Origin of the sequence: Streptomyces sp. NBC_01092, from assembly GCF_045039535.1 — a bacterium.
Taxonomy (GTDB): domain Bacteria; phylum Actinomycetota; class Actinomycetes; order Streptomycetales; family Streptomycetaceae; genus Streptomyces.
In genome coordinates this window covers 7,535,225-7,548,810 of the sequence record NZ_CP108659.1, presented here as the reverse complement: position 1 = coordinate 7,548,810, position 13,586 = coordinate 7,535,225, and the positions used below count along the sequence as shown (strand labels likewise).

General features: G+C 69.7%; 14 protein-coding genes. 4 read left to right on the top strand and 10 right to left on the bottom strand.

Annotation, left to right across the window (positions count from 1 at the left end):
• The first annotated feature begins 26 nt into the window (after nucleotides 1–26).
• Both OG254_RS34430 and OG254_RS34425 read left to right on the top strand, forming a co-directional pair.
• Nucleotides 27–998, top strand: a complete 972-nt coding sequence (locus OG254_RS34430) for an LLM class flavin-dependent oxidoreductase (RefSeq protein ID WP_405589589.1) — start codon at nucleotides 27–29, stop codon at nucleotides 996–998.
• A 38-nt stretch (nucleotides 999–1,036) separates the two neighbouring features.
• Complete coding sequence (locus OG254_RS34425; protein WP_405589586.1) at nucleotides 1,037–1,414, top strand: hypothetical protein; 378 nt, start codon at nucleotides 1,037–1,039, stop codon at nucleotides 1,412–1,414.
• A gap of 109 nt (nucleotides 1,415–1,523) precedes the next feature.
• Here OG254_RS34425 and OG254_RS34420 read toward each other — a convergent pair whose 3' ends face one another.
• The 4 genes from OG254_RS34420 to OG254_RS34405 form a co-directional block, all read right to left on the bottom strand.
• Entirely contained in the window at nucleotides 1,524–2,939 is a 1,416-nt protein-coding gene (locus tag OG254_RS34420; RefSeq protein WP_147994003.1) for a sugar porter family MFS transporter, read from the bottom strand.
• 230 nt (nucleotides 2,940–3,169) lie between these two features.
• Entirely contained in the window at nucleotides 3,170–6,724 is a 3,555-nt protein-coding gene (smc, locus tag OG254_RS34415; protein WP_405589583.1) for a chromosome segregation protein SMC, read from the bottom strand.
• Between the two features lie 253 nt (nucleotides 6,725–6,977).
• Nucleotides 6,978–7,181: a hypothetical protein gene (locus tag OG254_RS34410; protein ID WP_030048901.1), complete on the bottom strand. Its 204-nt coding sequence runs from the start codon at nucleotides 7,179–7,181 to the stop codon at nucleotides 6,978–6,980.
• Nucleotides 7,182–7,562: 381 nt separating this feature from the next.
• A complete protein-coding gene (locus OG254_RS34405; RefSeq protein WP_351188356.1) occupies nucleotides 7,563–7,844 on the bottom strand; it encodes an acylphosphatase in 282 nt (93 codons plus the stop codon).
• A 152-nt stretch (nucleotides 7,845–7,996) separates the two neighbouring features.
• Here OG254_RS34405 and OG254_RS34400 point away from each other — a divergent pair, with 152 nt between their 5' ends.
• Nucleotides 7,997–9,148, top strand: coding sequence for a CAP domain-containing protein (locus tag OG254_RS34400; protein ID WP_351188353.1), 1,152 nt, complete (start codon nucleotides 7,997–7,999; stop codon nucleotides 9,146–9,148).
• A gap of 55 nt (nucleotides 9,149–9,203) precedes the next feature.
• On the opposite strand, the gene OG254_RS34395 is transcribed toward OG254_RS34400, so the two are convergent.
• Together OG254_RS34395 and OG254_RS34390 are read right to left on the bottom strand one after the other, a co-directional pair.
• A complete protein-coding gene (locus OG254_RS34395; RefSeq protein ID WP_405595361.1) occupies nucleotides 9,204–9,554 on the bottom strand; it encodes a hypothetical protein in 351 nt (116 codons plus the stop codon).
• 278 nt (nucleotides 9,555–9,832) lie between these two features.
• Nucleotides 9,833–10,423: a flavodoxin family protein gene (locus OG254_RS34390; RefSeq protein ID WP_351188350.1), complete on the bottom strand. Its 591-nt coding sequence runs from the start codon at nucleotides 10,421–10,423 to the stop codon at nucleotides 9,833–9,835.
• 122 nt (nucleotides 10,424–10,545) lie between these two features.
• Between OG254_RS34390 and OG254_RS34385 the strand changes: the two genes are divergently transcribed.
• Nucleotides 10,546–10,947: a winged helix-turn-helix transcriptional regulator gene (locus tag OG254_RS34385; protein WP_405589577.1), complete on the top strand. Its 402-nt coding sequence runs from the start codon at nucleotides 10,546–10,548 to the stop codon at nucleotides 10,945–10,947.
• Here OG254_RS34385 and mutM read toward each other — a convergent pair.
• The 4 genes from mutM to OG254_RS34365 form a co-directional block, all read right to left on the bottom strand.
• Nucleotides 10,920–11,780, bottom strand: a complete 861-nt coding sequence (gene mutM / locus OG254_RS34380; protein WP_405589574.1) for a bifunctional DNA-formamidopyrimidine glycosylase/DNA-(apurinic or apyrimidinic site) lyase — start codon at nucleotides 11,778–11,780, stop codon at nucleotides 10,920–10,922. The genes OG254_RS34385 and mutM overlap by 28 nt on opposite strands.
• A gap of 94 nt (nucleotides 11,781–11,874) precedes the next feature.
• Complete coding sequence (gene rnc / locus OG254_RS34375) at nucleotides 11,875–12,660, bottom strand: ribonuclease III (RefSeq protein ID WP_405595359.1); 786 nt, start codon at nucleotides 12,658–12,660, stop codon at nucleotides 11,875–11,877.
• Nucleotides 12,661–12,679: 19 nt separating this feature from the next.
• On the bottom strand, nucleotides 12,680–12,853 hold the full coding sequence (gene rpmF, locus OG254_RS34370) for a 50S ribosomal protein L32 (protein WP_015657589.1): 174 nt from the start codon (nucleotides 12,851–12,853) through the stop codon (nucleotides 12,680–12,682).
• A 2-nt stretch (nucleotides 12,854–12,855) separates the two neighbouring features.
• On the bottom strand, nucleotides 12,856–13,503 hold the full coding sequence (locus tag OG254_RS34365; RefSeq protein ID WP_405589570.1) for a YceD family protein: 648 nt from the start codon (nucleotides 13,501–13,503) through the stop codon (nucleotides 12,856–12,858).
• Nucleotides 13,504–13,586: the final 83 nt, after the last annotated feature.

The window sequence follows — 13,586 nt, the reverse complement described above, 5'->3', positions numbered from 1 at the left end:
CACCCGCCCGGTGAAGGGGGACCCCCATGCCCGTCACGGTCGTCCGTTTCAACCTCGTCGAGCCCGACGCGACCCCCGCCTCGCTCGCCGCCCGCTACCGGGCGGCCCTGGAGATGGCCGCGTACGCCGACGAGCACGGCATCACCACAGTTCAGACGGAGGAGCACCACGGCGCCGACAACAACTGGATGCCGTCGCCGTTCGCCTTCGCGGCGGCGGTCTTCGGCGCTACGCGGCGCCTCGCGGTCACCGTCTCGGCGATCATCGGGCCGCTGCACGACCCGCTGCGGCTCGCCGAGGAGATCGCCGTTCTGGACCTGCTGAGCGGCGGGCGTCTCGTGACGGTCGCCGGGATCGGGTACCGGCCGGAGGAGTACGCCCTGTTCGACGTCGAGTGGAAGCGGCGCGGCAGGCTCCAGGACGAGCTGCTGGAGACGCTGCTCAAGGCGTGGACGGGCGAGCCCTTCGAGTACCGGGGCCGTACGGTACGGGTCACCCCGCGCCCGTTCACCGACCCGCACCCCCTGCTCCTGGTCGGCGGCTCCTCGAAGGCCGCCGCCCGCCGGGCCGCCCGGCTCGGCCTGCCGTTCTTCCCCAGCGCACATCTGCCGGAGCTGGAGGCGTACTACAAGGAGCTGCTGGTCGAGTACGGCACCGAGGGCTGGACCATGATGCCGGCCGCCGAGACCCCCCTGCTGCACATCGCCGAGGACCCCGACCGGACCTGGGCCGAGCACGGCCGGCACTTCCTGCACGAGGCCCGCACCTACGCCTCCTGGCAGTCCGGCGACATCCGCTCGGCGGTGAAGTCGGCGGCCACGACGGTGGAGGAGCTGCGTGCCGAGGGCGTGTACCGGATCGTGACGCCCGAGGAGTGTGTGGCGCTGGGGTTCGACAACTACGTGCTGCACCCCTTGTCGGGCGGGATGCCGGTGGAGGAGGGGTGGCGGAGCCTGCGGCTGTTCTGCGAGCGAGTGCTTCCGGCGATGGAGGGCTGACCTGGCCCGGTCGGGTGCTGGAGTGGTGCACTGGGCGCATGAGTCTGTGCGTGGATGTCTTCGTGCGTGAGGCGGACGGAAAGTGGCGGGTCCTCGACGTGCCGGAGGGGTGCGACGACTCGGCCGGGTTCGAGGTCTGGCGCGAGACGGTGTGGGGCTCCGTGGCGGTGCGTTCGCTGGGCGCCCGGTTCCTGCCCGTGCTCGCCGAGGACGATCTGTACGTCGAGGCGCACGAGGTGCGCGCCTTCCGGGACGAGGTCGCGCTGCTGCGGGCGAACCTGGAGCTGATAGCCACCACCACGCGGCGCCCGCGGGAGATCACGGAGCACAGGCTTCAGATCGAGACGCGGCTGGACAACATCGAGGCGGCCGCCCTGCGCGCCCAGGAGCTCGGAGCCGGCGTCCTGATCTGGTGACGTACCAAGGCCGCCGCCCCGGCTCGGGCAGTGGCCGAGCCGGGGCGGCGGCGGGTTACGGGGAGAGGGGCAGCGGGGACTTGGCCCTTCCCCCCGAGTCCGGGGGCGGTCAGCCCATCTCCTCCAGCTTCTTGCCCTTGGTCTCGGGCACGAACTTGAGGATGAACGGGATGGAGAGGAAGGCGAACACCGCGTACATGACGTAGGTGAGCGACAGGTTCCACTCCGACAGGTCCGGGAAGGTGATCGTGATCACCCAGTTGGCGATCCACTGGGCCGAGGCGGCCACGCCCAGGGCGGCGGCGCGGATCTTGTTCGGGAAGACCTCGCCGAGCATGACCCAGACGACCACGCCCCAGGACAGGGCGAAGAAGAGGACGAAGGCGTTGGCGGCGATCAGCGCCACGTAGCCCTGCGCGGTCGGCAGCGGGTCACTGCCGTTCTGGAAGGAGAAGGCCCAGGCGGCGGCCGCGAGCGAGATGCCCATGCCGATGGAGCCGATGAGGGCCAGCGGCTTGCGGCCGATGCGGTCGACGAAGATCATCGCGATCACGGTGCCGATGATGTTGATGATCGAGGTCTCGAACGAGTAGAAGAACGAGCTCGACGGGTCGACGCCCACGGACTGCCACAGCAGGTTCGAGTAGTAGAAGATGACGTTGATGCCGACCAGCTGCTGGAAGACGGAGAGGCCGATACCGATCCACACGATCGGCAGCAGGCCGAACCGGCCGCCCATCAGGTCCTTGAACGTGGACTTGTGGTCGCTCTTCATGGCCTGCTCGATCTCGGCGACCCGGCCGTCCAGATCAGCGCCGCCCTCGACGTCGGCGAGCACCTTCTTCGCGTCGGCGAAGCGGCCGACGCTGATCAGGTAGCGCGGGGACTCGGGGATCGCGAAGGACAGCAGGCCGTAGATCACGGCGGGTACGAGCATCACGCCGAGCATCCACTGCCAGGCCTCCAGGCCCGCGATCGTCCCGCGCTCCTCGCCGCCGGCCATGTTCAGCAGGGCCCAGTTGACCAGCTGGGAGATGGCGATACCGATGACGATGGCGGCCTGCTGGAACGAGGCGAGCCGGCCACGGTAGGCGGGCGGGGCGACCTCGGCGATGTAGGCCGGGCCGATGACCGAGGCCATGCCGATGGCGATGCCGCCGAGGACACGCCAGGCGGCGAGGTCCCACGCGGCGAACGGCAGTCCGGAACCGACGGCACTCACAGCGAACAGCACCGCCGCGATCTGCATGACGCGGATCCGGCCGATGCGGTCGGCTATGCGGCCGGCGATGGCGGCGCCGAGGGCGCTGCCGAGCAGGGCGCTGGCGGCGACGGTGCCGGTGACGCCGGAGCTGAGGTCGAACCGGGCCTGGATGCCGCCGTTGGCCCCGTTGATGACGGAGCTGTCGTAGCCGAACAGGAAGCCGCCCATGGCAGCCGCGGCGGTGATGAAGATGACGTGCCCGAGATGTTCGGGGTGAGCCGTCCTGGCTCCTGATGTGGACGCCTGCGCTGTGCTGGTCACGTGTACTCCTGGGGCACCGGCAACGCTGCCGGGTGGGGGTCAGCCGTTTCAGGCAGTGATACCTGAAGTTAAAAGCAACGTTGCAGACCTTATGCCTTCAAGTATCGAAGTCAATAGGAGGGATGCTGTGAGTTTGAAGACGCAGTCAGGTGACGTGTGTTCACTTCTTGAAGTGAAGGTGAAGAAGTGAAGACCGACCGGCTGATCCGCCGAGATCCTCGGCCCCGGCGTCAGCGAAGCTTCTGGCTGATGACCTTGGATACACCGTCGCCCTGCATGGAGACGCCGTACAGCGCGTCGGCGACCTCCATCGTGCGCTTCTGGTGCGTGATCACGATCAGCTGCGAGGCCTCCTGCAGCTCCTGCATGATGCGGATCAGCCGCTGGAGGTTGGTGTCGTCGAGGGCGGCCTCGACCTCGTCCATGACGTAGAACGGGCTCGGCCGGGCCTTGAAGATCGACACCAGCATGGCGACCGCGGTGAGTGAGCGCTCACCACCCGAGAGCAGGGACAGCCGCTTGACCTTCTTGCCCGGGGGCCGGGCCTCGACGTCCACGCCGGTGGTGAGCATGTTGTCGGGATCGGTCAGGATCAGCCGTCCCTCGCCACCGGGGAACAGCCGGCTGAAGACGCCCTCGAACTCCCGGGCCGTGTCCCAGTACGCCTCGGTGAAGACCTGCTCGACGCGCTCGTCGACCTCCTTGATGACCTGGAGCAGGTCGGCGCGGGTCTTCTTCAGGTCCTCCAGCTGCTCGCTGAGGAACTTGTGCCGTTCCTCCAGCGCCGCGAACTCCTCCAGCGCGAGCGGGTTGACCTTGCCGAGCTGCTGGTAGGCGCGCTCGGCGGCCTTGAGCCGCTTCTCCTGCTCGGCCCGGACGAAGGACTTGGGCTGGTTGCGGGGATGCTCGGGGTCCTCCGGGAGCTGCTCGCCCTCGGCGGCCAGGGAGGGCGGCACGAGCTGGTGGGGGCCGTACTCGGAGACGAGCCCGGCGGGCTCCACGCCCAGCTCCTCCAGCGCCTTGGTCTCCAGCTGTTCGATCCGCATCCGCTTCTCGGCGCCGAGGACTTCGCCGCGGTGGACGAAGTCGGTCAGCTTGTCGAGCTCGGCCTTGAGGTCGCGGCCCTCGCTCCGGGCGGCGGTGAGTTCCTGCTCGCGGCGCGCCTTGGCGGCCTCGGCGGCGGTGCGCTCCTCGTCGGCGCGGGCGAGGGAGACCTCGACGTGCAGGAGGAGTTGCCGGGCACCGGAGGCGACGGCTTCCGCGACGGCCGCCTCGTGGCGCAGTCGCGCCCGCCGCTGCTCGGCCCGCGCGCGTGCCTCTCGTTCGGCGCGGGCGGCCCGGTCGAGCGAGTCGGCCCGTCCAGCGAGCCCCTTGACCCGCTCCTCGTGCGTACGGACCTGGAGGCGGGCCTCCATCTCGGTCTGGCGCGCGTTGGCACCGTCGGCGGCGAGACGGTCCCGTACGGAGGTGTCGGGTTCCTCCTCGACCGGCATCTCCTCGGCGACGGCCAGCCGCTCGGCCAGCTCCTCGACCTCCATCAGCGCCTTGTCGAGCGCCTCCTGGGCCCGCGCGGCGGCGGCGACGGACCGCTCGGCCTCGCCCGCGGCTCCGCGCGCCTGCCCGGCGAGCCGGCCGAGCTGCTGCGCCACGGAGGACTTCTCCCGGTCGGCCGCCCTGCGCCGCTCCCCCAGCTCCTCGACGAACGCGGCACACTCCTTGCGCCGCTCGCCCGCCGCCTGCTGAGCCTCGCCCAGCTCCTCGCACCGCACAGCCAGCTCTTCCAGCTCGGCCGCGGCCTCGTCCACGGAGGCCTGCACTTCGAGGAGGCTCGGCGCCCCGGCGGACCCGCCGTGCGCGAAGTGGGCGCCGAGGAGGTCGCCTTCGGCGGTCACGGCGGTCAGATCGGGGTGGGCGTAAACGAGGTCCTCGGCGTCCTCAAGGGTGGCGACGACGACGATGCCGCGCAGGAGGCGGCGTACGGCGGGCATGAGCTCGCCGGGACCCCGGACCAGGTCGGCGGCGTACGGCGGCCCGTCCGGCCTCGGTTGCTGGCCCGCTCCGTCGGGGGTACCGCTCAGCAGCAGCGCCGCCCGTCCCCCGTCCTGCTTGCGCAGCAGCCGGATCGCCTCCGCCGCCGCGGACGGTGACGTCACCGCGATCGCGTCCGCCGCCGCGCCGAAGGCCGCCGCCAGCGCCACCTCGTGGCCCGGCGTCACGGTCAACAGTTCCGCGGCCGGGCCCAGCAGACCGGTGAGGCGGTCCTTCGCGCCGAGCAGCGCACCCGTGCCGTCCTTGCGGCGCAGTCCGAGGGCCAGTGCCTCGCGGCGGGCCTGGGTCGCGGCGCGGCTGCGCTCCGCCGCGGTGGCAGCCTCGCGGGCGGTCGTCAGGGCGGCCTCCGCCTGCGTGAGCTGCGCCTTCGCCGCGTCGTGCTGCTCGGCGAGCTCCACATCTCCCGCGTCCAGGCCGTCGACCTCGGCCTTGAGTGCCTCGTACTCCTCCTGCGCGGAGAAGGCGCGCTCCTGGGCCTCGTCCCGTGCGGCTGCCAGGCGCTCTATCTCCGACTGGGCGGCGGTGGCACGCGAACGGGCCGCGTTGACCTGGCCGTTCAACCGGGCCAGACCTTCGCGCCGGTCGGCGATGGCCCGGGCGACATCCTTCAGCCGGCGCTCTTCGAGGGCGAGCTCCCGCTCCAGTTCGGCGCGGTGGGCGACCGTGTCCTCCAGGGCCCGCTCGGCCGCTTCGAGGGCAGCCTCCAGCTCGGCCTCCTGCTCGCGGATGCGGGCGGCCTCACGCTCCATGTCCTCGGGGTCGCGGCCCCGACGCTCCTCCGGCGGCGCGGACGTCGCGCTCTTCACCCGCGCGTCGGCCAGCGAGATCGTGCCGCGCACCCGCTCGGCCAGCTGGGACAGCTCGTACCAGGTCTGCTGGGCTCGCTGGAGGCGCGGCGTGAGTCTGCGCACCTCTTCCTCCAGGAGGGCCTCGCGCTGGAGCGCCTTCTTCAGCTCCTGCTCGGCGGCCTCCTTGCGCTCCTTCAGCGCGGCCTCGTCGGCGACCTCGGCCTGCAGCGCCTCGCGCAGCCGTACGAGGTCGTCGGCGAGGAGGCGGAGCCGGGCGTCGCGCAGATCCGCCTGGATGACCGCGGCCCTGCGGGCGACCGCCGCCTGGCGGCCGAGCGGCTTGAGCTGTCTGCGCAGTTCGTCCGTCAGGTCCTGCACGCGCGCGAGGTTGGCCTGCATCGCGTCCAGCTTGCGCAGCGCCTTCTCCTTGCGCTTGCGGTGCTTGAGGACGCCCGCGGCCTCCTCGATGAAGGCGCGCCGGCCCATGGGGTCCGCGTGCAGGACGGAGTCGAGCTGGCCCTGTCCGACGATGACGTGCATCTCGCGGCCGATGCCGGAGTCGGAGAGCAGTTCCTGGATGTCGAGGAGGCGACACGTGTCGCCGTTGATCTGGTACTCGCTGCCGCCGTTGCGGAACATGATCCGCGTGATGGTGACCTCGGAGTACTCGATGGGCAGTGCCCCGTCGGAGTTGTCGATGGTCAGCGACACCTCGGCGCGGCCCAGCGGCGGGCGGCCGGTGGTGCCGGCGAAGATGACGTCCTCCATCTTGCCGCCGCGCAGCGACTTGGCACCCTGCTCGCCCATGACCCAGCTGAGCGCGTCCACGACGTTGGACTTGCCCGAGCCGTTCGGACCGACGACACACGTGATGCCCGGCTCGAACCGGAGCGTGGTCGCCGAGGCGAACGACTTGAACCCTCGGAGGGTCAGGGCCTTGAGGTGCACGCCGCTGGACTCTACCTCCCGGGGAAGTCTCGCTCCATGAACCCACGGTTTCACCGGTGAACGTGCAGGGCACACCAGACGTTAAAGAGGGTGAAAGGATGCGCGGGGCAGTAAACCGGGGGCAAGAAAGAAGGGACGCCGAAGCGTCCCTTGCAACTTCTGATGCCCGGCAAGCCGGACGTCTGACAACTACTTAGCGGTTGGATACGGGCCGCCCAACCACTGCTTGTGCTGTCGTGGAGCGATGCAGTGATCAGGTGAGCGCAGGCTCCGCCTGGTGTGCGTCGATGCTCTCCATGATCCTGTCGTGAGAAGCGGCAGCCGTCAGCGCGTCGTTCTCGGCCTGAATCCGTCCGAGCTCGGACTCGAGGTCCTGGACACGCTGCTGGAGCCGTCGCATCTCGGCGAGGAGTCGAGGGTCGGAGCCGCCGACGTAACCGAGAAGCGCCTTTGCCATGATGGATGGTCCTCCACACTGAGTGACCGACCGAAGCGGTGTGGGTCGTGAGGGATTCGCACCCGCGGTTGGTTGGCAGGCCTGGAGTTGTACTGCCGTTCAGCACGCCAAACAGCGAAGGTGCGCGGGGCTTTCAGCGTCTCACCAAAAAGTTTGACGGTCAACACGATCACGCCCCGTATTGGCGGGCAAACCCGGGTGCACACGGCCGCAGAGGGCTGCGCGGCGACTCCTGCGGGCCCCGCGGGGCGTGGCGATCATCCTTAAGTGCGGAGCCTGCCACCGCGCGCCGTTCTTGGCAACCACCTGCTCATTTCTGCTCGGGGCAGTTGCCGGTGGCAGGTCCCTCCGCTTGCTCCTGGGCCGCTTTACAGAATCGGCTCAGCGGATGGCGAAGCCGTCGTAACCCCCGCGAGGTGTGTCCCAGATCTCGGTGACACCGTCCACCCGCCCGGGCGTGTCGTTGCCCTGGAGCCAGTCGAGCAGTCCTTCACAGCCGCCCCGGGGGCCCTCCGCGACCACTTGGACCCGGCCGTCGTCCAAATTGAGAGCAAAACCACTCAGGTCGCCGATCTCGAGGGCCTTGGCCCGCGTGAACCAGCGAAAACCCACACCTTGGACGCGTCCCCGCACCCAGGCGACCAACCGCACATCCTCGCTCATGACTGCAACCTAACGGGCCAATGTCTCTCGGGGCACTCCCTCCTCTGGCGCCATGCGGTACCGTCCCGACCCAATGAATCTCATATGAAACTCACTCGATCGTGTGAGTTATGTGAGGACGTTCAGACCGCAGGGACGAGGAAGGCCAGTACATGGGACGCCACCGACGCTCCGCCGCCGGACGCGCCGCCACCGGCCGCGCCACGGGGGTCACACACACGGACGGCTCTTATACGGAGGGCCACGACCCACGGGACTCGTACGCGAGCGAACGCCCCGCGAGAGGCATCGCGCCCTATCTGAATCCGGAGGCGTACGCCGAGGCCTACGCGAGGAGCGACGCCTACCTCTTCGCCACGGAAGAGGACTACGACCGGTTCACCGACCCCACGACCTTCCCGAGCGACGACGCCACGGCCACCGCGGTCTTCCACAGTGACGGCTTCACGCCCGACGGCGGCTCCCCGCGGCCCGGCACGCACCGCCGCCGTAAGAAGAAGGCCGCGGCTCCGGTGAAGACCGGGCTGCTCGGCGTCTCCGCGGCGGTGGCCATCGGCACGGTCGCGGTGGCCACGGGCGTGGTGCCCGGCATCGACAACTACCAGCTCGGCGGCAGCAACGGCACGGACCGGGTGCAGGCCGCCGACAGCCCGACCAACTCCCCCGCCGAGCAGGGCGGTACGTCCGGCAGCGCGGACCGGGACGACAGCGGCGAATCGACGAGCCGTGACATCGAGCGGCCGACCACTCCGGCCCCGTCGACCTCGTCGGCGGCGCCGACGAAGACGCCGTCGAAGAAGCCGTCGGCCACGCCCAGCAAGAAGCCGGACCAGACTCCTTCGCGGACGGCCACGAAGGCGCCGCAGAAGGACAAGAAGCCCGAGCAGGGCCAGGACAAGACCACCCCGCCGGTGACGGTGTCCGCCCAGGCCGCCGCCGCGGCCGAGGTGCTGAGGCTCGTGAACGACGAGCGCGCACAGGTGGGCTGCAGCCCGGTCGCCGCCAACAGCTCGCTCGCCGATCTGGCCCAGGACTTCAGCGAGGACATGGCCCAGCGGGGCTTCTTCGACCACACCGACCCGAACGGCGCCTCCCCGTGGGACCGGGCCGCGAAGGCCGGCATAGCCGACCTCGGCGGCGAGAACATAGCCCGCGGCCAGGCCGACGCGGCCGCCGTGATGGAAGCCTGGATGAACAGCCCGGGCCACAAGGCCAACATCCTGAACTGCGACTTCAAGACCCTCGGGGTCGGCGTGCACATCGGCGCCGGCGGCCCTTGGTGGACGCAGGACTTCGGCTACTGAGCCGGCCGCAGGTCACCGTGCGCGGCTCGGGCCGCGCACGGAAGTGATGTCCGGGTCAGGCCGTCCGGCCGTCGTGGGCCTCTCTGTGCATACCGGTGCACAGGGCCCAGACGATGAAGATGTTGATGGCGACCAGTGCCAGGGCCCATAGCGGGTAGTACGGGACCCACAGGAAGTTGGCGAGCGCGCCCAGGCCGGCCACGAGTACGCCGAAGAAGCGTGCCCACAGCGCTCCGCTGATCACGGCGCAGCCTGCAAGGACGAGGACGATTCCCAGAATGAGGTGGACCCAGCCCCAGCCCGCCAGGCTGAAGTCGAACACGTAGTGACGTGTCGCGAGGAACAGGTCGTCCTCGGCAATGGCAGAGACTCCTTCGAAGATCGCCATTGCTCCGCCGAAGATCATCAGTGCTGCGGCGAAGAGGGTGGTACCGGACGTGGGCCCGTGCCAGGGGCGCGGGTCGGCGTTGGCCCATTCGGGTTGGGGGGCGTCACGGGCCATGCCGGCCTCCTTGGGTCGCAGAGCCATCCGGCCAGCCGGGTTCCCGCACTGACTCGATCCCTGATCTCAGCCTGGCACGACGGCACCGGGTCGGCATTCCGACGCCGTGACGCCGACCGCGTAGGGGCTCCCACCCGGTGACGAACACCGGCCGGGAGCCCCTCGTGCGTGTTCGCCCGCTCTTACGCGGCGACCGCCGAGCGGCCGAGGGCGAACACCTTCGCGGTCTCGGTCACCCGGCGCCCCAGGTGCTCGGCCGTGGCCACGTCGGCCTTGTGGACGGCCTCCGGGCCCTGGTCGGCGTTGGTCTGGGCGGCGGCGCCGGCGAAGACGCCGAGGCGGTTGAGGTCGTTCTCGGAGCCGGCGCTGTTGTTCCAGCCGGGCAGCAGGCCGAGGTTGATCCAGTGCATCCCGAGCTGGCCGGCCAGGATCTGGAAGAACTGCAGGGTGTGCAGCTTGTCGCCGCTCTTGGAGGCGGAGTTGGTGAAGCCGGCGGCCAGCTTGTCCGTCCAGGCCTGCTCGGCCCAGCGCTTCGAGGTGGCCTCGGCGAAGACGTGAAAGGCGCCGGACGCGGTGCCCATGTAGGTCGGCGAGCCGAACACGATGGCGTCGGAACCGTCGAGGATCGCCCACTGCTCCTCGGTGATCTCGTCCACCTTGATCAGATGCACCTCGGCACCGGCCTCGACGGCACCGGAGCGGACGGCCTCGGCGATGACGGCGGTGTGGCCGAAGCCGGAGTGGTAGGCGATGGAGATGACGGGGGTGGTCACGTAGGTACTCCTGAAGTAGGCAGCTGGGCATTGGCCAGCTCACTGGCGATGACGAAAGGAAAGCACTAACTTCCAGTTAGTGCAACCTGCCAGTTAGCGCTGCATTCGAGTACGCTTCAGATATGGACATCACGCAGGAGCGCACGGAGGCGCAGGACCTCCCGTACAACGTGTTCGCCAAGGCCTGCCCCTCGCGCGGCACGCTGGAGCACGTCACGGGCCGCTGGGGCGGGCTCACGCTCGGCGCCCTGTACGAGGGCTCGCTGCGCTTCAACGAGCTGCGCCGACGGATCGACGGCGTCAGCGAGAAGATGCTGTCCCAGACGCTGCACGCCCTGGAGCGGGACGGCCTGGTCCACCGCGACGCCCAGCCGACGAACCCGCCGCGGGTCGACTACGAGCTGACGCCCCTCGGCCGCGGGGTGGCGGAGCGCCTGCTGAGCCTCATCCACTTCGTGGAGGGGCAGATGGACGACGTGCTCGAAGCACGCCGGAGTTACGACGAGACGCGCGGCGCCCTCTGACACCTCGGGCAGAAGTAGCTCGACCGGTTCATCCAGGGCCGCCTGCGCATCGGCGTACCGCACCTCTTGCAGGCCAGTCCCTCACGGCCGTACGCGTCGAGCGAGCGGTCGAAGTAGCCCGACTCGCCGTTGACGTTGACATAGAGGCTGTCGAAGCTGGTGCCGCCGACCGCGAGGGCCGCGTTCATCACGTCCCGGACATGGCCCAGGAGTTCGAGGCTGCGCGGGCGGGTGAAGGTGCCCGTCGGGCGGTCGTAGTGCAGACGGGCGCGCCAAAGGGCCTCGTCCGCGTAGATGTTGCCGACTCCGCTGATCAACGACTGGTCGAGCAGGGCCCGTTTGATGGTCGTCCGCTTGCGGCGCAGGGCCTGGTGGAAGGCCTCGTCGTCGAAGAGCGGGTCGAGGGGGTCGCGGGCGATGTGCGCGATGACGTCGGGCAGGCCGTCCGCAGTCGTGTCGTGCAACGACAGGCCACCGAAGGTGCGTTGGTCCACGAACCGCAGTTCGGTGTCGAGCGCGTCCGCGAACCGCACCCGGATCCTGAGGTGCTTCTCGTCGGGCGCGGTGCGCGGCTGGACCAGCAGCTGACCGCTCATGCCGAGATGGGCCAGGATCGACTGACCGGTGTCCTCCAGGGGCAGCCACAGGTACTTGCCGCGGCGGCTGGGGACACCGACTCGATGACCCTTGAGGCGGTGCGCGAAGTCGTCCGCGCCGGCGATGTGGCGGCGTACGGCACGCGGGTGCAGCACCTCGGCGTCGGCGACCGTACGGTGGGCGACCCACCGCTCCAGGCCACGCCGCACGACCTCGACCTCGGGCAACTCGGGCATGGGATCTCCCGTACACACCTTGCGGATATGGGCCGAGCGCCCGCCCCGCGGCCAAAACAGGGCCGGGACGGGCGCTCGGATCGCGCTTGTTCGGTCAGGCGGAGGCCGACGCGTCCGCGTCGGGCTCGGCGGCGTTCGCTGCCGCCTTCTTGGCGCGCTCCTCCGCGGCGGCCTTGATGGCCCGCCACGCGGATTCAGCGGCCTGCTGCTCCGCCTCCTTCTTGCTGCGGCCGGTGCCGGTGCCGTACGAGACGCCTCCGACGCGGGCGGCAGCAGTGAAGGTCTTCTCGTGGTCGGGGCCGGTCTCCGTGACCAGGTACTCGGGCACGCCGAGCCCTTCGGTCGCGGTGAGCTCCTGGAGACTGGTCTTCCAGTCCAGGCCGGCACCGAGGTTCGAGGACTTCTCGATCAGGGGGTCGAACAGGCGGTGCACGAGCTCCGCCGCAGAGTCCAGGCCCTGGTCGAGATAGACCGCGCCGATCACCGCTTCCAGGGTGTCGGCAAGGATGGATGCCTTGTCCCGGCCGCCCGTGCCCTCTTCACCGCGGCCGAGCCGGATGAAGGAGCCCAGGTCGAGCCCACGGCTGACCTCCGCCAGCGCACGAGAATTGACCACCGCGGCCCGCAACTTGGCCAGCTGGCCTTCGGGCAGGTCGGGGTGGGTTCGGTACAGCGTGTCCGTGACGACGAGGCCCAGGACGGAGTCCCCGAGGAACTCCAGGCGCTCGTTGGTCGGCAGACCGCCGTTCTCGTACGCGTACGAACGGTGGGTCAGCGAACGCACCAGAAGGGCGGACTCGAGCTTGTACCCGAGCCGCCCTTCCAACAGCGTGTGGGACGAGGCCGTGGTCTCCGCAGAGTTTTTCTTCGGCGTGGACACAGTGCCTCTCACCAGCCGCTCAGACCTCGAGGACCTGGCGCTTGTTGTACGTGCCGCAAGACGGGCACGCGATGTGCTGCTGCTTGGGCTCGTGGCAGCGCTCGCACGCAACCAGGGGGGTGACCGCAGCCTTCCACTGCGACCGGCGGTGGCGCGTGTTGCTGCGCGACATCTTCCGCTTCGGAACAGCCACGGCTACTTCTCCTGCTTCTCGTCGGCGTGCGCTGATGGAAGCGCGCCGCCGCTCATCTCGTCCTTCTCGCCGTCCGTCATGGTCTCGGCGAGTCCCTGCAGTGCCGCCCAACGCATGTCGACGGCGTCATGGTGGTGGTCCGGGTCGTCCGCAAGGCGTGCACCGCACTCGGTGCACAGTCCTGGGCAGCCTTCCTGGCACACCGGCTGCATCGGCAGTGCGAGCACCACCGCATCACGCAGCACGGCTTCGAGGTCGAACATGCCGTCCTCGAGAAAGAGCCTGTCCTCGTCGTCCTCGGCGTCGTCGCCCGGTTCCGCGTGGTGGCGGCCCCGGTCGTCGGCGTCAGGGTACGAGAACATCTCCTGGAATTCCGCTTCGACGTCGAGCTGAAGCGGCTCCAGACACCTTACGCACTCCCCCTCGGCCTGTGCACGGGCGGCGCCTGTGACAAGCACCCCTTCCATGACCGACTCAAGACGGAGTCCGAGCTCCACCGGGGCGCCTTCCGGCACTCCGACGACCCCTTGGATACCGAAGTCCTTGGGGGCGGCGACCGTACGGGTCAGGCGCTGCAGCGCACCGGGCCGCCGACCCAGCTCGTGCGTGTCGAACACGAGAGGGTTGCGGTGGTCGAGGCGGGCTGTCACGCCATTCCTGCTTTCGATCTGCTGAGCTCAGGGGGTCACTGCCCGCGGTGTTCCTGGGCAGCTCTGATCGCGGACGTACACGC